Genomic DNA, 16,146 nt, shown 5'->3' on the forward strand with positions numbered 1-16,146 from the left:
CACGGTCGGGCTCCCGACACCGGCGGGAAGCGCCCCGAAGGCGAACGAGCAAAGAAAGAGGAGGCGACTTTTTTGAGTTCGGGACCCGGAGCAGACTCCGCCCCCGCGCCAGCCACCCCCGACTCCCTGTCCGCACCCCCGCGCAAGTCCTCGATGTTCAGCTCGCTGAGCATCCGGAACTACCGGCTGTTCTTCATCGGCCAGGTCGTCTCCAACACCGGCACCTGGATGCAGCGCATCGCCCAGGACTGGCTGGTCCTCAGCCTCACCGGCTCCTCCGCAGCCGTCGGCATCACGACCGCCCTCCAGTTCCTGCCGATGCTCCTCTTCGGGCTCTACGGCGGTGTCCTCGTCGACCGGCTGCCCAAGCGCCCCACCCTCCTCGTCACGCAGTCCGCGATGGCCCTCACCGGCCTCGTCCTCGCCTTCCTCACCATCTCCGGCCACGTCCAGGTCTGGCACGTCTACGTCGCCGCCTTCGCCGTCGGCCTCGCCACGGTCGTCGACAACCCGGCCCGCCAGTCCTTCGTCTCCGAGATGGTCGGCCCCGAGCAGCTGCAGAACGCGGTCAGCCTCAACTCCGCGAACTTCCAGTCCGCCCGCCTGGTGGGCCCCGCCGTCGCGGGCGTCCTGATCACCGGCGTCGGCACCGGCTGGGCGTTCCTCTTCAACGGCCTGTCCTTCGTCGCCCCCCTGGCCAGCCTGCTGCTCATGCGGGGCCGCGACCTGAAGGCCGTTCAGCGCGCCCCGCGCGGCAAGGGCCAGCTCCGTGAGGGCCTGCACTACGTCGCCGGCCGCCCCGACCTGATCTGGCCGATCGTCCTCGTCGGCTTCATCGGCACCTTCGGCTTCAACTTCCCGGTGTGGCTGTCGGCCTACGCCGACGACATCTTCCACGCGGGCGCTGGCGCCTACAGCCTCTTCAACACCCTGATGGCGGTCGGTTCCCTGGTCGGCGCGCTGCTGGCCGCCCGCCGCGGCACCACCCGCCTCCGCGTCCTGATCGCGGCGGCGGCGGCCTTCGGCCTGCTGGAGATCGTGGCCGCGGTGGCCCCCTCCTACTGGCTGTTCGCCCTGCTCATGGTCCCGATCGGCATCGCGGGCCTGACCGTCAACGTGACGGCCAACACCGCCGTCCAGATGGGCACCGACCCGGCCATGCGCGGCCGGGTCATGGCCCTGTTCATGATGGTCTTCATGGGCGGTACGCCGGTGGGCGCACCGATCGTCGGCTGGATCACCGACGCCTACGGCCCCCGCGTGAGCTTCGCCCTGGGCGGTGCCATCGCCGCCCTGGCCGCCGCCACGATCGGCCTGGTCCTGGCCCGCATCGGCGACCTGCGCCTGTCCGTCGGCTGGAACCACGGCCACCCGAGCGTGGCCTTCGTCCCGAGAGACCGGGAGCAACTGACCGCGGCGGCATGACACTTGGGGCAGGTGCTACACCCTCCGGGCCAGCACCTGCCCCGGCCAGTCGTTCTCACCGACGACGAAGGCCTCCGTCGCGGTGAACCCGTTGGCCTCGTAGTAGGCGACGAGCTTGCGGTCGTCCCCCGCGTAACAGTCCACCCGCAGCAGCGAGATCCCGGCCTCCCGGGTCACCTCCGCCGCGTGCGCGAGCAGCGCGCTGCCGACGCCGTACCCCTTGAACCGGCGGTCGGAGGCCAGCAGATGCACATACCGCTCGGGCTCGTCGACGGCTTCGACGTACGACCCCGGGGAGTCGGTGAGGGTGAGCGTGCCGGCCGGAACGCCGTCCACCTCGGCGACGAACGGCGCCCCCTCCGCCACATACCGCTCCACCATCGCCACGGCCTTCGGATTCTCCGACCACGGCGTACTGCCCCACTGCCCGGTTCGCCCCTGCGCGGCGAGCCACGCCACGGCGCTGTCGAACATGCCGAGTATCGCGGGGATGTCGTCGGGCCCGCCGTCCCTGATGCTGATGGCCATGCCCTCATGGTGGCAGTGCGGACAGTGGCAGGCTGGGGTTCATGAGACTCTTCGCCGCCGTGCTGCCTCCGGAGCGCATCGCCACCGAACTCGCCTCGGTGGTCGACGAGTTGAGGCAGCTCCCGGGCGCGGACACGCTCCGCTGGACGGGCCGCCCGGGCCGGCCCCACGGCGGAGCCGTCGATTGGCACTACACCCTCGCGTTCTACGGCGAGGTCGACGAGGACGTCGTACCGGAACTGTCGGCCCGGCTGGAGCGGGCGGCGCGGCGGACCGAGCCGTTCGGGCTGGCCGTGCGCGGGGGCGGGCAGTTCGGGCACGGGCGGGCGCTGTGGGCCGGGGCCGAGGGGGACCTCGCGGTCCTGCGGCTGCTGGCGGACCGCTGCGAGGCCGCGGCGCGGAAGGCGGGCGTGGAGATGGCGGACCACCGGCGCTACCGCCCCCACCTGACGCTGGCCCGCAGTCGGCACGCGGCGGACGTACGGCCGTACCTCGACCGGCTCGACGACTTCGCGGGGCGGCAGTGGACGGTGGACGAGCTGGCGCTCGTCCGGAGCGACCTGCCGACGTCGGGGGTTCCGGGGGAGCAGCCGCGGTACGAGGCGGTCGCCCGCTGGGGGCTGGGGGCGGGCGGTTAGGCTCGGGTACGTGGACCCGAAATTCCGGAACCGGATCATGGCCGGTGTGCTTGTGCTGTTGTTCGTTGTTGTCGGGCTTGCGGCGGCGCTCGGCAAGTGAGGGCTGGGGAACTGCGGATCGCATTTCGGCTGCGGGCCGGATGTGGCTGGTCGCGCAGTTCCCCGCGCCCCTAGAAGAACAGGGGCGTTTGCCCTTACGGCGTTTACCAGGCGAAGGCCTCCGGGGACGGGCCCGGACCCGGGAAGATCTCGTCGAGCGAGGTCAGGATCTCCTCGCTCAGTTCCAGCTCTACGGCCCTCAGGGCGGAGTCGAGCTGTTCGGCGGTGCGCGGGCCGACGATCGGGCCGGTGACGCCGGGGCGGGTGAGGAGCCAGGCCAGGGCGGCTTCTCCGGGTTCGATGCCGTGCTTGTCGAGGAGGTCCTCGTAGGCCTGGATCTGGGCGCGTGAGGCCGGGTTGGCGAGGGTGTCCGCGGCCCGGCCGCTCGCCCGGCGCCCGCCCGAGATCTCCTTCTTGATGACCCCGCCCAGCAGCCCGCCGTGCAGCGGCGACCAGGGGATGACCCCGAGGCCGTACTCCTGTGCGGCCGGGATGACCTCCATCTCGGCGCGGCGCTCGGCGAGGTTGTAGAGGCACTGCTCGCTGACGAGGCCGATGGTGCCGCCGCGGCGCGCCGCGATCTCGTTGGCCTGGGCGATCTTGTAGCCGGGGAAGTTGGAGGAACCGACGTAGAGGATCTTGCCCTGCTGGATCAGGGTGTCGATCGCCTGCCAGATCTCCTCGAAGGGGGTGGCACGGTCGATGTGGTGGAACTGGTAGACGTCGATGTAGTCCGTCTGCAGCCGCTTGAGGCTGGCGTCCACGGCGCGCCGGATGTTCACGGCGGAGAGCTTGTCGTGGTTGGGCCAGGCGTCGCCGTCGGCGGCCATGTTGCCGTAGACCTTGGTGGCGAGGACCGTCTTGTCGCGGTGGTCGGGGCTCTTGGCGAACCAGTTGCCGATGATCTCCTCGGTGCGCCCCTTGTTCTCACCCCACCCGTACACATTGGCGGTGTCGAAGAAGTTGATACCGGCGTCCAGCGCCGCGTCCATGATCGCGTGACTGTCCGCCTCGTCCGTCTGCGGACCGAAGTTCATCGTCCCGAGGACGAGCCGGCTGACCTTGAGACCTGTGCGTCCGAGCTGCGTGTACTTCATGAGTACTCAGCCAACGGCTTCGAGTGCGCTCGATGCAAGGGGGGGCCATGGGGGATCAGTCGCGGGGGAACTCGTCGGTGGTGAGGGTGAGGCCGACCACGGTGCCGGTGAGATCCATGTCGTCCCCGAACGCCACCTTCGTCTCGGTCGTGTAGTCGTCGCCCTTGGGGTGGGTGTAGATGTGGCAGCGGCCCTGGTAGGGGTCGGCGATGACGTAGACGGGGACCTCGGCGAGGGCGTACGCGGCCTTCTTCGGGCCGTAGTCGTTGGCGGCCGTGCCCTTGGAGATGACCTCGGCGACGAACTCGACGTCCTGGTGGCGCCAGCCCCCGCCCTCCGTCTTCTCGGCACCCTCGGCCATCACCGTCACGTCGGTCGCGAATCCGTTGAGGTGACCCGGGTAGTCGATACGGACGTCGGACTTCACGCGCTTCCGGGGGTACTTGGTCCGCAACTGCTCGACGATATCCAAGATGATCTCCCAGTGGGTGTCCCGCTGCGGCGACATGAAGACGGTCCCCTCGACGATCTCGACCTTGTATCCCTCGGGGGCGGGCATCTTCTCGATCCGCTCGAACCACTCGTCGAGCGTGATCTCGTCGTCGCTCTTGGCCATCGCGATCCTGTCTTCGAGGACGGTCATCCTGGCGCTCCTCCTCGGCCGCCCTCCGCACGAGTGCAGCCGCGCGGTACAACGATACGCACGGTGACCGGGATGCGGAGTGATCACGCCATCGTCACCGTCGATATTCGGTTGCCGCCCACGCCCCCACCCCCGACCCTGCTCCTCGTGACCCACCCCACGGACACGGACACCTACTTCATCTGCGCCACCCCCCGAACCGGCAGCTCCCTCCTCCTCGGCCTCCTCGACTCCACCGGGGTCGCCGGGCACCCCCAGGCCTACTTCCGGTCGCCGGACGAGGTGGCGTGGGCCGAGCGCTGGGGAGTGGCCCACACGCCCCAACACGCCCTGGACTACGGCGACTTCGTGCGGGCCGCGCTCGCCGCCGGGCGGACCGGCAACGGGGTCTTCGGGGCCAAGCTCATGTGGGGGACCCACGCCGAACTCACAACTCGGCTCACCCGCCTGCACCCTGACCTCGCCGGAGACGAACTCCGGCTGTTGGAGCGGGAGTTCGGCCGGGTCCGGTTCGTCTGGCTGCGGCGGGACGACGTACTCGCGCAGGCCGTGTCATGGGTGCGCGCCGAGCAGAGCGGTGTCTGGTTCGTCGGCGGGAAGGGCGAGATCAGCGGAGGAGGGCGCCCCGGCAGCGAACGGCCTTCCTACGACCGCGACGCCATCACCCGCACCATGCGGACGATCGAGGAGCACAACGCGGGGTGGGAGCGGTGGTTCGAGGCCCACGGCGTCGAGCCGTACCGCATCCGCTACGAGGACCTCTCCGCCGACCCGGAAGCCGTCACCCTCCGCGTCCTCGATCACCTGGGCCGCACGCTCCCCGCCGGGCGGCACGTCACCCCCAGTCATCAGCGCCAGGCCGACCGCCTCAACGAGGAGTGGGCCGACCGGTACCGGCTGCGGCCCCCCGGCGTCTGATCGTCAGGTGCGGTGGACGAGGTGTCCGAGCCGTCCCCGTCGTACTCCCCGCCCACCCCCCACGCCTGATGCATCGCCCCCGCGAACGCCCCCGCGATCCGGTGCTCGCCGGAGGCGTTCGGGTGGGTGCCGTCGTACGTGTCGTGGTTGATGTCGTACGACTCCGGGAGGGAGGCCAGGAGGAGCGGCGAGCGCGGGTCGTCCAGGTCGGCGACCGCCTTCGCCTGGAGTTCGTTGAAGAGGGTGACCTCGGCGGCGAAGGGGGCGTCCGTCTGGGCGCGGACGTTCGGGATGACCGGGAGGAAGACCATGCGGACGGAGGGCCTCGCGGCGCGGGCCTCCGCCACGAAGGACCGGACGTTCTCCGTCGTCTGCGCCGCGTTCGTGTAGAAGCCCAGGTCGATCAGGCCGAGGGAGACCAGGAGGACGTCCGCCCGGTGCGCGCGGACCGCCTCGCCGATCAGCGGGGCCATGTGCAGCCAGCCCTCGCCCCACCCGGCGAGGTGGAAGTGCGGGAAGTCGGGGTCGGCGTACTCGTACGACGTGGGCGTGTCCGTCGCCTTGTCGTACAGCGTCTCGCGCGGGCCGACCACGGCGAAGGGGCCGCCGTAGGTCGCGCGCAGGTGCTGCCAGATCCGGTAGCGCCATGTGTGTTCGCCCGCGCTCCCGATCGTCATGGAGTCGCCTACGGGCATGAACCTGAGCATCCGCTCATGATGGACGATCAGTGGCCGATCGCTGGAGCCGGTGGGGTGTGAGGCCTGCCACGATGGCAGGCTTGGGGGCATGCGTCGCTTCCTCGCGTTCCTCGGCGCCGGCTTCCTCGTCGGCGCGCTCGCCCTGCCCGCAGCTGCCGCCGGCGGTGACGGCAAGGGCGACAAGGGGTTCACGATCACGGACTCCCGGATCACCGAGTCCAGCGGCCTCGCCGCCTCGCACCTGCACCCGGGCATCTACTGGACGCACAACGACAGCAACGACGGCCCGTACATCTACGCCGTCGACAGCAGCACCGGCAAGACGGTCGCGACCGTCACCTTCAGCGGGGTCGGCAAGCCGCGTGACGTCGAGGCCATCTCCATCGGGCCGGACAACCAGATCTACGTCGGTGACATCGGCGACAACCTCGACGGGACCTGGGCCTACGTCTGGATCTACAAGCTGCCCGAGCCGAAGGTGCTCAAGGACCAGACGATCCGGGCCACGCAGTACGTCGTGAAGTACTCGGACGGCGCGCGCAACGCCGAGTCGCTGGTCGTGCACCCCAAGACCGGGCGCGTCTACATCATCGACAAGAAGGAGGACGGCGGGCATCTCTTCGAGGGGCCGGCCAAGCTCTCCTCCTCCGGCACCAACTACTTCAAGCCGATCGCCTCCGTCGACCTCTGGGCCACCGACGCCGCGTTCTCCCCCAACGGCCGACAGCTCGCCGTGCGCGGCTACTTCGGCGGTATCTACTACGACTGGAACGGCGGGAAGATCAAGCGCAAGGGGCGCCTCGACGTGCCCTTGCAGGGACAGGGGGAGTCCGTCAGCTACTCCGCCGACGGGACCAAGCTGATGTACGGCAGTGAGGGCACCGACAGCCCGGTGCAGGCCGAGGACGCACCCGACGGTGCCTCGTCCGCGTCCAAGTCGCCCTCGGAGGGCGGGAGTTCGGCGAGCGGCGACGGCAGCGGCGGCTCGGGGAAGAACCTGAAAGTGGGCGCCGTCGCCGTCCTGGTCGTGTGCGGAGCCGTGATCGGGCTGCGGCGGCTGACCCGTCGCAGCTGAGCCACCGCTGAACCCTCAGTCCCCGCCCCGCTGTTGGACCAGTACCTCAAGACCGTCCAGGATGCGGCCCAGCCCGAACTCGAAGTGGTCGAAACCGGCGGTGAAGGTGTCGGGGGAGAGGGACGCGAGGGTCGGGTAGGCGCCGGTCGCCATGGCCTTCTCCAGGGCCGGGACCTGGGCGCCGTAGAACTCCGCGTCGGTCAGGCCGGTGGAGCGGGCCGCCTCCTCCTGGTGGACCTGGGTGCGGGCGGCGCCGACGACATAGCCGTCGATCATCACGACCGTCGAGACGAGTTCCGGGTCGGTCAGGCCCATCGGGCGGATGCGGCCGAGCAGGTGTTCCAGGGTGGCGAGGGCGCGGGGGCCGAGCAGCGGGCGGGACTGGTTGACGCGCAGCAGCCAGGGGTGCCGGCGGTGGACGGCGAGCGCGTCGCGGGCCGCACCTTCCAGGGCGGCGCGCCAACCGGCGGCGGTGGCCCGGGTGTCGGGGTGGTCCGGGAAGCGGACGCGGTCCAGCATCAGGTCGAGGAGTTCGGCCTTCCCCGGGACGTAGCGGTACAGCGACATCGCGCCCGTGCCGAGGTCGGTGGCCACGCGCCGCATGGAGACCGCGTCGAGCCCCTCCTCGTCCGCGATGCGGATGGCCGCGTCCACGATCCGGTCGACGCTCAGGCCCGGCTTCGGGCCGCGGCTCGGGCGGGGGCCGGTGTCCCACAGCAGTTCGAGGGTGCGGCCGATGTCGCCGCTGCCACTGGATTCCTGACCGCCGCTCGCCGGCCTGCTCGTCATGGGGGGAGTCTAGGTCCGGAGCGAAAACCGAGTACACCGTACGCACCATCGGATACGGTGCACTCAGTTCGGGAGGGAGGGAGGGAACCATGAGCAGCCACGGATACGTCGTGGAGGCCGAAGGGCTGGAGAAGCGCTACGGCGACAAGCGCGCCCTCGACGGCTTCGACCTCGCCGTCCGCGAGGGCGCCGTGCACGGACTGCTCGGCCCGAACGGCGCCGGCAAGACCACCGCCGTACGCATCCTCTCCACCCTCGTCCGGCTCGACGGCGGCAGTGCGACCGTCGCCGGACTCGACGTGGCCCGGCAGCCGCGCCAGGTGCGCTCCCGGATCGGACTCACCGGCCAGTACGCGGCGATCGACGAGATCCTCACCGGCCGGCAGAACCTGGAGATGTTCGGCCGTCTCTTCCATCTCGGCCGCAGACGGGCCAAGTTGAGGGCGACCCAACTCCTGCGCCAGTTCGACCTGGAGGCCGCCGCCGACAAGGGCGCGGGCGGCTACAGCGGTGGCATGCGGCGACGGTTGGACCTGGCCGCGTCGATGATCCTCGCCCCGGCCGTCCTCTTCCTCGACGAACCCACCACCGGCCTCGACCCGCGCAGCCGGGGCGAAGTCTGGGAAGCGGTAAGGGAGTTGGTGGCGGACGGCACCACCGTCCTGCTCACCACCCAGTACCTGGAGGAGGCCGACCGGCTGGCCTCCCGCATCACCGTCATCGACCAGGGCCGGGCCATCGCCGACGACACCCTCGACGGCCTGAAGAACCGCGTCGGCGGCGACCGCGTCGAGGTCGTGGTCCGCGAACCGGCCCACATCCCGTATGCGTTGCAGGCGGTTGCGAGGGTGGCCCACGGCGGCCAACCGGAGGCCGACCTGGGGGAGTTGAGAGTGCATGCCCCGGTCGCCGACCGGGTGGCGTCGCTGACCGAGGTCGCCCGATACCTCCAGCACTACGGCATCCCGGTCGAGGACATCGGCCTGCGCCGCCCGAGCCTGGACGACGTGTTCCTACGGCTGACGGGCCGCCGTACGGAAGAAGAACCGGCAGCCCAGGAGCCGGAGTTCGAGGCTTCGGAGACGACCGAGGGGGCGGCGGCATGAGCGGAGGCGCGTCGACGTCATCGGCGTCCGAGGCGACCGGACGGACGTACCGCAGACGACCCCAACACGGCCGTCTCTTCTGGACGATCGCCGACTGCTGGAACGTCGTCCGGCGCGGTCTGACCCACTACCGGCGCCAACCGGTCAGCATCCTCTGGCAGTTGGGTTTCCCGATCCTGTCCGTGCTGCTGTACGGGTACGTCTTCGGCAAGGCGATGCGGGTGCCGGGCGGCGGGGACTACAAGGCGTTCCTGATGCCGGGGATGTTCGTGATGACGGTGGCCATGGGCTTCGTGTCGACGGCGACGATCTTCGTGAACGACGCGAAGAAGGGCGTCATCGACCGGTTCCGCTCCATGCCGATGGCGCCGTCGGCGGTGGTGGCGGGGCGCGGCGCGACCGATCTCATCGTCGCCTGCGCGGAGTTGGGCATCATGATGGCCACGGCGTACGGCATGGGCTGGCGCCCGGAGTTCGGCGCGGGCCCCGACCTGGGTGCGGGCCTCGGCATCGACATCGGCCTCGGCCTGGACTTCGTGAAGGCGGTGGCGCTGCTCCTGGCACTCCGCTTCGCGCTGATCTGGGTGGGGGTGTGGCTGGGGTTGTTGCTCCCGGGGCCCGAGCAGGTGGGCGGTCTGTTCGCGATCGTCTTCCCCCTGACGATGATCTCCAGCATCTACGTCTCCCCGACCCAGATGCCCCACTGGCTGGGCCAGGCCGCCCTGTGGAACCCGCTCTCGTCGACGGCGGGCGCGACGCGGGCGCTCTTCGGGGCGCCGACGGGGCAGGGGACGTCCTGGCCGGAGCAACATGCGTTGCTGCTGGCGGGGGCGTGGCCGGCGGCGCTGACCCTGCTGTTCCTTCCGCTGGCGGTGCGGAGGTTCCGCAGGCTCAGCAGATAGCCGTGGACGACTGCCGGCGTCCGTTGTCTTGACGTGTCCACGCGACGTGGCTTCCATGGGAGACGCAGGGTGGTGGGAGCGCTCCCACCGATTCCGGACCCGCGCCTCCCGAGAGGAAGCAGCGACATGTTCCGCAGCTTGAGAAGAGCGCTGGGGGTTGTTGCCGCGGTGCTCGTGTTGCCGCTGGCCGGTGTGCACACGGCGCAGGCGGCCGATACGGCGAGTGCCGCCGGCGCCGGCTACTGGCACACCAGTGGCCGCCAGATCCTGGACGCGGCGGGCCAGCCGGTCCGTATCGCCGGGATCAACTGGTTCGGTTTCGAGACCGCCAACTACGTCGTCCACGGCCTCTGGTCACGCGACTACAAGAGCATGATCGACCAGATGAAGTCGCTGGGCTACAACACCATCCGCCTCCCCTACAGCGACGACATCTTCAAGTCCGGCACGGTGCCCAACAGCATCGACTTCTCCAGCGGCAAGAACGCCGACCTCCAGGGCCTGAACTCGCTCCAGATCATGGACAGACTTGTCGCCTACGCAGGCCAGGACGGCCTGAAGGTCATCCTCGACCGGCACCGCCCGGACGCGTCGGCGCAGTCGGCGCTCTGGTACACGGCGGCGGTGCCGGAGTCGACCTGGATCGCCAACCTCCGTTCGCTGGCGGCCCGTTACGCGGGCCAGTCGACGGTCATCGGCATCGACCTCCACAACGAGCCGCACGATCCGGCGTGTTGGGGCTGCGGCGACGTGGCGACGGACTGGCGGCTGGCGGCGGAGCGCGCGGGCAACGCGGTGCTGTCGGTCAACCCCGACCTGCTGATCTTCGTGGAGGGCGTGCAGACGTATGCCGGTGTGTCGGGTTGGTGGGGCGGCAACCTGATGGGCGCGGGCCAGTACCCGGTCCAACTGACCGTGCCCAACCGGGTGGTGTATTCCGCCCACGACTACGCGACGAGCGTGGCCCAGCAGCCGTGGTTCAGCGACCCGACCTTCCCGGCGAACATGCCCGGGGTGTGGGACAAGTACTGGGGCTATCTCTTCCGGCAGAACATCGCGCCGGTGTGGGTGGGCGAGTTCGGTACGACGCTGGCATCGACGGTGGACCAGAAGTGGCTTGCGGCGCTGGTGAGTTACCTCCGCCCGACTTCGACGTACGGCGCCGACACCTTCTCCTGGACCTTCTGGTCGTGGAACCCCAACTCCGGTGACACGGGCGGGATCCTGAAGGACGACTGGGCGACTGTGGACACGGTGAAGGACGGGTATCTGGCGAGCATCAAGGCGGCCGGGTTTCCGGGCACGGGGACGGGCGGGGGAGACGGAGGCGGCGGCGGAAGCACGGCCGCGTGCACGGCGACCTACACCGTCACCAGCGACTGGGGCAGCGGCTTCAACGCCGACGTGACGGTGAAGAACTCCGGGACCTCGGCCCTCAAGTCCTGGCAGGTGAAGTGGACTTGGTTCGGCACCCAGCAGATCACGAACATGTGGAACGCGACGTACACGCAGAGCGGGGCGAGTGTGACCGCGGTGAACGCGGATCACAACGGGAGTGTGGGCGTGGGGGGTTCGGCGAGTTTCGGGTTCGGGGGTGCTCCGGGGGGTGGGAGCGTGCCGAGCCTGAGCTGTACGGCGACGTGAGGGGCTGAGGAAGGCTCACAAGAGCGAGGGCAAGGACGTCATCGAGTACGTGGTGCCCACCCCCGTGGCCACGATGCGGATGATGCCCAGGAGTTGCCCCCGGGAGGCCATCCCGGTGATGGCCGGCTTGGTGATCGCCGCGGCTTCCGAACTGAGCCCCAACCTGTGGCGTCAGCAGTGCGGAGACCGGACCAAAGAGGAGATGACTCCGCTGGAAGCCACGGCGTTCCTGGTCATGCCTTCATGGACGTACTGTCGGCCTGATCTGTCACGGTGCGGGGCGGCTCGGGTACGTCACCCACGCGGCCGTCCCGCTTCGCCCCCACGCACAACCGGACGTAGACCAGGTCGAGCACGCTGCACATGATGCCGAGGCCGAGCAGGAACCCGTCGTGCTGAAGGGCGCCGAAGAGGATCGTGGGCGCGAGCGTGCCCAGCCACTTGGCCACCGCGATCGTCACCGACTGTCCGCGCAGTCCGCGCCGCGCGACGAACATCGCGATGAACAGGGCGGACATCAGCAGGTTCTGGAGAAACGCCGAGTAGCCGGCCCCGTCCTCCGCACCGAACTTCGCCAGGAACAGCCACTGCACGGCGAACGACATACCGAACAGCAGCACGCTCAGGCCGGCGAACATCCGTGGCGTGACGAACGACGGGAACTCGGCGCGGCCGTACCGGAAGAACGTGTACACGATACCCGCGTCGGCGATGCCCCATACCAGGTTGATACCGCCCTGCACCGACGGGTCGAAGGCCAGGTTGTGCACCGCGTACGTCCACTCCCACGCGAAGTTCAGGCCCAGCGCCACGGCCGGCATGGCGTAGGTGCGCTCGCGGAACCCGATCCGGATCGCCTCGACGTACACGATGGTCCAGGCGATGCCGCTCGCGAGGATGAGGGAGATGTCCATCTGCGTCTCCTGCTGTGGATCTCTGACGGGTCGCGCGGACGCTAACAGCCACGTTTGCCTGTGTACTACCCCCGCGGCAACGACGTGTTGGTGATGGGGAGTTGCCGCGTCGCCCCCGCCACGTACATGTCCCTCGGCGCAGTGCGCAGCGTGAACGTGTCGTCGTAGCCCTTGACTCGGACCGACAGGACGAAGGAGCCGTTGTACGTGGCGATCGTCTTCACGTCGTACTCCTGCTCCCAGTAGGTCTGCAGGAAGACCTCGGTGCCCGCGGGCCGGACCCCCTTGGGGAGGGTGACCCGGCCCGAGACGGTGAGGATGTCGCCGGACTTCACCTTCTTCTTGCTGACCCGGTAACTGACCGAGCTGGAACGGGCGTTGGCGTTCACGGTGGTGTCCGCGTAGTAGCCGTCCTGCGGGGTGTTGGGGTTGCCGTCCACGTCGTACAGGGCGGTGATGTCCACTCCCTGCTGGACGTTGAGGAGGCTGCTGCCGGTCGTGTGGTCGATGTCGACGCCGGGGATGGTGAACTTCCCGCTCGCGTCGGTGACCGGCGTGCCCAGGTCGCGCGGCTCGTAGTAGGTGGGGTCGATCGGGTCGCCCCAGGGGTTCCAGGTGGTGAACTTGACGACTTCCTGGACCGTGACGGGGATGTTCGGCGCGGGCGTGCCGTCGGCCTTGGTGACCGTGCCGGTGACGTCGACGCGGCGGCTGTCGTAGCTGGTGGCGGCCGGGTTGGTGGTCACCTTCAGGACGTAGGCGTCGCCGGGGGAGGCGTCCGAGGGCGTCGCGGAGGCGGCGGGCGCGGACAGGGCGCCGGCGGCGAGCAGCAGCGCGGCGGTGGCGGCGAGCCGCGTCGGCAGGGACTTCCTGGGCATGGGCTTGGGCATGGGCCTGGGCATGGGGCAACTCCATCTTCGGTCGGGACTGCGGGAGTTGCGCCGCGAGGGTGCGACGCAGCAGGTTCGACCGGTGGTGTGGAGCGGGAGTTGTTCTCTGTGCGGTCGCTGTTACGCGGCTGTGGCGGGAGGTTGATTTGTCCCGGTTCCGGGTTCACCTCGATGTCGGCCGCAGGCTGCCCGCCGTCTCCTACGACGACAAAGGGCGCCCCGCAACCAGCTCTGCGGGGCGCCCTGCGTGTCGTAGCCGAGAAGGCCGTAGCCGAAAGGTCAGAGCTTCTCGATCACATAGTCGATGCACTTCGTCAGCGCCTCGACGTCCGCCGGGTCGATCGCCGGGAACATCGCCACGCGGAGCTGGTTGCGGCCGAGCTTGCGGTAGGGCTCGGTGTCGACGATGCCGTTGGCGCGCAGGACCTTGGCGATCGCCGCCGCGTCGATCTCGTCGGCGAAGTCGATGGTGCCGATGACCTGCGAGCGCTTGGTGGCGTCCGCGACGAAGGGGGTCGCGTACTTGGAGCTCTCGGCCCAGCTGTAGAGGCGGCTGGAGGAGTCCTTCGTGCGGGCCGTCGACCAGGCCAGGCCGCCCTGGCCGTTGATCCACTCCAGCTGCTCGTTGAGGAGGAACAGGGTGGCCAGCGCGGGGGTGTTGTACGTCTGGTTCTTGCGCGAGTTGTCGATCGCCGTGGGGAGCGAGAAGAACTCCGGGACGTGGCGGCCGGACGCGTGGATGCGCTCAGCGCGCTCGATCGCGGCCGGGGAGAACACGCCGATCCACAGGCCGCCGTCGGAGGCGAAGGACTTCTGCGGGGCGAAGTAGTAGACGTCCGTCTCGGCGACGTCGACCGGGAGGCCGCCCGCGCCCGAGGTGGCGTCCACCAGGACCAGCGCGCCGTCGTCGGCGCCCGCGACGCGCTTGATGGGCGCGGCCACACCCGTCGACGTCTCGTTGTGCGTGAACGCGTACACGTCGACGCCCGCCTCGGCGGCCGGCTCCGGGTGCGTACCGGGGTCGCTCGCGATCACCGTCGGCTCGGCCAGCCACGGGGCCAGCTTGGCCGCCTTGGCGAACTTGGAGCTGAACTCGCCGAAGGTCAGGTGCTGCGACTTGCTGTCGATGAGGCCGTGGGTCGCGACGTCCCAGAAGGCCGTCGAGCCGCCGTTGCCGAGGACGACCTCGTAGCCCTCGGGGAGCGAGAACAGTGCGGAGACGCCCTCGCGCACCTTGCCGACCAGGTTCTTCACCGGGGCCTGGCGGTGGGAGGTGCCCAGCAGAGACGTACCGGTGGCGGCCAGCGCGTCCAGCGCCTCCGTCCGCACCTTGGAGGGGCCAGCGCCGAACCGTCCGTCGGCGGGCTTGATGTCAGCGGGAATCTCGATATCAGCCACGAGCCGGAGCGTATCCCCTCGGTGAAACCGGACGGAAACGCGTCCGTTCGATGAGACGACCGCTCCGGCCCGTGGACGGACGGTGAGCTACGGGGCCAGCCGCACCGGCAGCTCGAAGAGGTCGTTCTGCGTCACCACCGGCTTGTTGCGGAGCTCGGACGCCGGGACCGCCAGGTCCAGCTGCGGGAAGCGCTCGTAGAGGGCCGGGAGCGCCACGTCCGCCTCCAGCCGGGACAGGGCGGCGCCGGGGCAGACGTGCGGGCCGTGGCCGAAGGAGATGTGGCGGTTCTCGCTGGTGCGGGTGATGTCGAACTCGCCGGCCGTCGGGCCGTGGGCCTGCTCGTCGCGGCCGATCGCGGCGTACGACACGATCAGCGCGTCCCCGGCCGGCAGGACCTTGTCGCCGACCTGGACGTCCTCCGTGGCGAACCGGATCAGGACGTGCGAGGTGGGCGTGGAGTGGCGCAGGGTCTCCTCGACCACCGAGGACCAGTCGGCCTCGCCGGCCAGCACCAGGGCGCGCTGGACGGGGTGCGTCGACAGGTTGACGACCGCGTTGACGATCAGCGAGATCGTCGTCTCGTGGCCCGCCGCGACCATCAGCTGCAGCGTGGAGACGATCTCCTCGTCGGTGAGGTGGTCGCCGTCCTCGGAGGCCGCGATCAGGGCCGACGTCAGGTCGTCGCCGGGCTCCGCGCGCTTGGCCGCGACCGTCGCCGCCATGATGCCCGCGAGCTCGGTCAGCGTCGCGATCACCTCGGCGGGCGGGGTCTGCGTCGAGAAGAACCTCTCGAACAGCTCCTTCAGACGCGGGAGCCGGGACTCCGCTATGCCCATCAGGTCGGCGATGACGAACATGGGCAGCGGATACGCGAACTGCGCCTTCAGGTCGACGACTTCACCCCCGGCCGCCTCGACCCCGTCGAGCAGGCCCTCCGTCAGCTTCGCGATCCGCTCCCGCATCTGCTCCACCCGGCGCGGGGTGAGCGCCTGCGCGACCAGCGTGCGCATCCGGCGGTGGTCGGCGCCGTCCACGGTCAGCATGGAACGGCCCGGGTTCGCCAGCCCGATCAGCGGCCAGTCCGCGGGGATCTCCCCGCGCTGCCAGGCCCCCCACACGTTGATGTCCTTCACCAGCCGCGGATCCGTGAGCAGCTGTTTCGCCTCGGCGTGACGGGTCACGGCCCATACGGGCACCCCACCGGGGAGTTCTACGGCGGCCAGCGGACCGGCCGCTCGAAGCCTGGCGCTCTCGCCGTCCAGGTCGCCGACGAAGGGGTCGAGAACGATACGGGTCTCTTCAGTACCGGTGCTCATACGGGAGTGCCTCCAGGACAGGGCTCAAGGGCTCAGGGCTCAAGGGCCGGAACGCGGAACTCGGA

Annotated in this window: 16 protein-coding genes and 1 pseudogene; 8 read left to right on the forward strand and 9 right to left on the reverse strand. The window is 69.8% G+C overall.

Annotated features, from left to right (window positions below; translation table 11 throughout):
• Nucleotides 1–72: 72 nt before the first annotated feature.
• Nucleotides 73–1,425 carry an MFS transporter gene (locus ACWDEW_RS45540; protein WP_450521757.1) on the forward strand — a complete coding sequence of 451 codons (1,353 nt, stop codon included), beginning with the start codon at nucleotides 73–75 and terminating at the stop codon, nucleotides 1,423–1,425.
• A 15-nt stretch (nucleotides 1,426–1,440) separates the two neighbouring features.
• On the opposite strand, the gene ACWDEW_RS45545 is transcribed toward ACWDEW_RS45540, so the two are convergent.
• On the reverse strand, nucleotides 1,441–1,953 hold the full coding sequence (locus ACWDEW_RS45545; RefSeq protein ID WP_450521759.1) for a GNAT family N-acetyltransferase: 513 nt from the start codon (nucleotides 1,951–1,953) through the stop codon (nucleotides 1,441–1,443).
• Nucleotides 1,954–1,994: 41 nt separating this feature from the next.
• On the opposite strand from ACWDEW_RS45545, the gene thpR reads away from it, so the two are divergent.
• A complete protein-coding gene (gene thpR, locus ACWDEW_RS45550; protein ID WP_450521760.1) occupies nucleotides 1,995–2,591 on the forward strand; it encodes an RNA 2',3'-cyclic phosphodiesterase in 597 nt (198 codons plus the stop codon).
• Between the two features lie 203 nt (nucleotides 2,592–2,794).
• Here thpR and ACWDEW_RS45555 read toward each other — a convergent pair whose 3' ends face one another.
• Both ACWDEW_RS45555 and ACWDEW_RS45560 read right to left on the reverse strand, forming a co-directional pair.
• Entirely contained in the window at nucleotides 2,795–3,787 is a 993-nt protein-coding gene (locus ACWDEW_RS45555; RefSeq protein WP_450521762.1) for an aldo/keto reductase, read from the reverse strand.
• 55 nt (nucleotides 3,788–3,842) lie between these two features.
• Complete coding sequence (locus ACWDEW_RS45560; RefSeq protein WP_450521764.1) at nucleotides 3,843–4,430, reverse strand: Uma2 family endonuclease; 588 nt, start codon at nucleotides 4,428–4,430, stop codon at nucleotides 3,843–3,845.
• A 72-nt stretch (nucleotides 4,431–4,502) separates the two neighbouring features.
• On the opposite strand from ACWDEW_RS45560, the gene ACWDEW_RS45565 reads away from it, so the two are divergent.
• Nucleotides 4,503–5,348: a Stf0 family sulfotransferase gene (locus ACWDEW_RS45565; RefSeq protein WP_450521766.1), complete on the forward strand. Its 846-nt coding sequence runs from the start codon at nucleotides 4,503–4,505 to the stop codon at nucleotides 5,346–5,348.
• Here ACWDEW_RS45565 and ACWDEW_RS45570 read toward each other — a convergent pair.
• The gene (locus ACWDEW_RS45570; protein ID WP_450521768.1) at nucleotides 5,279–6,055 is read right to left on the reverse strand and encodes an SGNH/GDSL hydrolase family protein; all 777 of its coding nucleotides are present in this window, start codon (nucleotides 6,053–6,055) and stop codon (nucleotides 5,279–5,281) included. The two genes, ACWDEW_RS45565 and ACWDEW_RS45570, sit on opposite strands and share 70 nt — an antisense overlap.
• 79 nt (nucleotides 6,056–6,134) lie before the next feature.
• On the opposite strand from ACWDEW_RS45570, the gene ACWDEW_RS45575 reads away from it, so the two are divergent.
• A complete protein-coding gene (locus ACWDEW_RS45575) occupies nucleotides 6,135–7,121 on the forward strand; it encodes a WD40 repeat domain-containing protein (RefSeq protein WP_450521770.1) in 987 nt (328 codons plus the stop codon).
• A 15-nt stretch (nucleotides 7,122–7,136) separates the two neighbouring features.
• Here the strand turns inward: ACWDEW_RS45575 and ACWDEW_RS45580 are convergent, their stop codons facing one another.
• Nucleotides 7,137–7,910: a TetR/AcrR family transcriptional regulator gene (locus ACWDEW_RS45580; RefSeq protein WP_450521772.1), complete on the reverse strand. Its 774-nt coding sequence runs from the start codon at nucleotides 7,908–7,910 to the stop codon at nucleotides 7,137–7,139.
• Nucleotides 7,911–7,999: 89 nt separating this feature from the next.
• Here ACWDEW_RS45580 and ACWDEW_RS45585 point away from each other — a divergent pair, with 89 nt between their 5' ends.
• From ACWDEW_RS45585 to ACWDEW_RS45600, 4 genes and pseudogenes are all read left to right on the forward strand, one after another.
• Nucleotides 8,000–9,016, forward strand: a complete 1,017-nt coding sequence (locus ACWDEW_RS45585) for an ATP-binding cassette domain-containing protein (protein ID WP_450521774.1) — start codon at nucleotides 8,000–8,002, stop codon at nucleotides 9,014–9,016.
• Entirely contained in the window at nucleotides 9,013–9,918 is a 906-nt protein-coding gene (locus ACWDEW_RS45590) for an ABC transporter permease (protein ID WP_450521775.1), read from the forward strand. The genes ACWDEW_RS45585 and ACWDEW_RS45590 overlap by 4 nt, the downstream gene beginning before the upstream one ends.
• A 126-nt stretch (nucleotides 9,919–10,044) precedes the next feature.
• Nucleotides 10,045–11,562 (forward strand): cellulase family glycosylhydrolase, encoded by a 1,518-nt coding sequence (locus ACWDEW_RS45595; RefSeq protein ID WP_450521777.1) that lies wholly within the window; start codon nucleotides 10,045–10,047, stop codon nucleotides 11,560–11,562.
• A gap of 4 nt (nucleotides 11,563–11,566) precedes the next feature.
• Nucleotides 11,567–11,797: pseudogene (locus tag ACWDEW_RS45600) on the forward strand (hypothetical protein); the annotation flags it as partial.
• On the opposite strand, the gene ACWDEW_RS45605 reads toward ACWDEW_RS45600, so the two are convergent.
• The 4 genes from ACWDEW_RS45605 to ACWDEW_RS45620 all read right to left on the reverse strand — a co-directional run bounded on the left by ACWDEW_RS45605 (nucleotide 11,796) and on the right by ACWDEW_RS45620 (nucleotide 16,081).
• The gene (locus ACWDEW_RS45605) at nucleotides 11,796–12,476 is read right to left on the reverse strand and encodes a transmembrane-type terpene cyclase (protein ID WP_450521779.1); all 681 of its coding nucleotides are present in this window, start codon (nucleotides 12,474–12,476) and stop codon (nucleotides 11,796–11,798) included. The pseudogene ACWDEW_RS45600 and the gene ACWDEW_RS45605 sit on opposite strands and share 2 nt — an antisense overlap.
• Before the next feature lie 65 nt (nucleotides 12,477–12,541).
• Complete coding sequence (locus ACWDEW_RS45610; RefSeq protein ID WP_450521781.1) at nucleotides 12,542–13,378, reverse strand: acyl carrier protein; 837 nt, start codon at nucleotides 13,376–13,378, stop codon at nucleotides 12,542–12,544.
• A 267-nt stretch (nucleotides 13,379–13,645) separates the two neighbouring features.
• On the reverse strand, nucleotides 13,646–14,764 hold the full coding sequence (serC, locus tag ACWDEW_RS45615) for a phosphoserine transaminase (protein WP_450521783.1): 1,119 nt from the start codon (nucleotides 14,762–14,764) through the stop codon (nucleotides 13,646–13,648).
• A gap of 87 nt (nucleotides 14,765–14,851) precedes the next feature.
• Nucleotides 14,852–16,081 carry a cytochrome P450 family protein gene (locus ACWDEW_RS45620; protein ID WP_450521785.1) on the reverse strand — a complete coding sequence of 410 codons (1,230 nt, stop codon included), beginning with the start codon at nucleotides 16,079–16,081 and terminating at the stop codon, nucleotides 14,852–14,854.
• Between the last annotated feature and the right edge of the window lie 65 nt (nucleotides 16,082–16,146).

Source organism: Streptomyces sp. NPDC001100 (genome assembly GCF_053598575.1).

Bases quoted from the DNA above. Each gene is read 5' to 3' on its own strand.
- ACWDEW_RS45565 (WP_450521766.1), top strand. From the start codon at position 4,503: ATGCGGAGTGATCACGCCATCGTCACCGTCGATATTCGGTTGCCGCCC.
- ACWDEW_RS45620 (WP_450521785.1), bottom strand. From the start codon at position 16,081: ATGAGCACCGGTACTGAAGAGACCCGTATCGTTCTCGACCCCTTCGTC.
- ACWDEW_RS45595 (WP_450521777.1), top strand. From the start codon at position 10,045: ATGTTCCGCAGCTTGAGAAGAGCGCTGGGGGTTGTTGCCGCGGTGCTC.
- ACWDEW_RS45580 (WP_450521772.1), bottom strand. From the start codon at position 7,910: ATGACGAGCAGGCCGGCGAGCGGCGGTCAGGAATCCAGTGGCAGCGGC.
- ACWDEW_RS45605 (WP_450521779.1), bottom strand. From the start codon at position 12,476: ATGGACATCTCCCTCATCCTCGCGAGCGGCATCGCCTGGACCATCGTG.
- ACWDEW_RS45560 (WP_450521764.1), bottom strand. From the start codon at position 4,430: ATGACCGTCCTCGAAGACAGGATCGCGATGGCCAAGAGCGACGACGAG.
- ACWDEW_RS45545 (WP_450521759.1), bottom strand. From the start codon at position 1,953: ATGGCCATCAGCATCAGGGACGGCGGGCCCGACGACATCCCCGCGATA.
- ACWDEW_RS45555 (WP_450521762.1), bottom strand. From the start codon at position 3,787: ATGAAGTACACGCAGCTCGGACGCACAGGTCTCAAGGTCAGCCGGCTC.
- ACWDEW_RS45570 (WP_450521768.1), bottom strand. From the start codon at position 6,055: ATGCTCAGGTTCATGCCCGTAGGCGACTCCATGACGATCGGGAGCGCG.
- ACWDEW_RS45575 (WP_450521770.1), top strand. From the start codon at position 6,135: ATGCGTCGCTTCCTCGCGTTCCTCGGCGCCGGCTTCCTCGTCGGCGCG.
- thpR (WP_450521760.1), top strand. From the start codon at position 1,995: ATGAGACTCTTCGCCGCCGTGCTGCCTCCGGAGCGCATCGCCACCGAA.
- ACWDEW_RS45610 (WP_450521781.1), bottom strand. From the start codon at position 13,378: ATGCCCAGGCCCATGCCCAAGCCCATGCCCAGGAAGTCCCTGCCGACG.
- ACWDEW_RS45585 (WP_450521774.1), top strand. From the start codon at position 8,000: ATGAGCAGCCACGGATACGTCGTGGAGGCCGAAGGGCTGGAGAAGCGC.
- ACWDEW_RS45590 (WP_450521775.1), top strand. From the start codon at position 9,013: ATGAGCGGAGGCGCGTCGACGTCATCGGCGTCCGAGGCGACCGGACGG.